Here is a 549-nt window from a genome sequence, read left to right on the forward strand (position 1 = left end):
AGGGCTGAAAGTGGCTTGGAAGTCGGGATTGCCGGTGGCTGCCGGGCTGGGTGGAGCCGCTTGCTTGCCGTGCAGCGTGCCGGACAGGAAGTTGAGCGCTTCCTCCTGCATTTGGGTCGTGAAAACGTGGCCGCCCGGCCAGAAGCTGCCTGTGTAGCTCCCGGAGCGGTGCATCGAATCCAGGGTGCGGTGGGCTTCCCGCATGCCGTCTTGGGGAAAAAGTTCATCGGTCAGGGCGTACTGCACCAGCAGCCTTTCGGCTTTCGATCTGGCTGTGAGCTCCGGCCAGTCATCCAGCTTCCAGAGGCCGGGGGTCTGCAGCAGCCACGAGTGGGCGTCCAGGTAGGAGGGCAGCAGTGACTGGAACGTGGTCATCATGCAGGTCACGACGTAGGTTTTGATGCGGGGACTCAGCGCCGCGAGGGCCAGGGAACGGCCGCCGCCGCCGGACAACCCGATGCAGCCCAGCCGGTCCTGGTCCACATCCGGCAGCCCCGCGAGGACCTCCAGGGCGGCCAGGTCGTCGTGGGCCACCATGCCTGCCAGGCT

The 549-nt window shown here is 66.3% G+C and carries 1 protein-coding gene; it reads right to left on the bottom strand.

The window, feature by feature from the left end; all coding sequences use genetic code 11:
- Positions 1-549: acetylxylan esterase (locus CXQ89_RS17935; RefSeq protein ID WP_181032431.1), on the bottom strand; the 549-nt coding region annotated here is incomplete at both ends.

Origin of the sequence: Arthrobacter sp. ZGTC212 (assembly GCF_002929255.1) — a bacterium.
In the GTDB taxonomy this organism is placed as follows: domain Bacteria; phylum Actinomycetota; class Actinomycetes; order Actinomycetales; family Micrococcaceae; genus Arthrobacter_B; species Arthrobacter_B sunyaminii.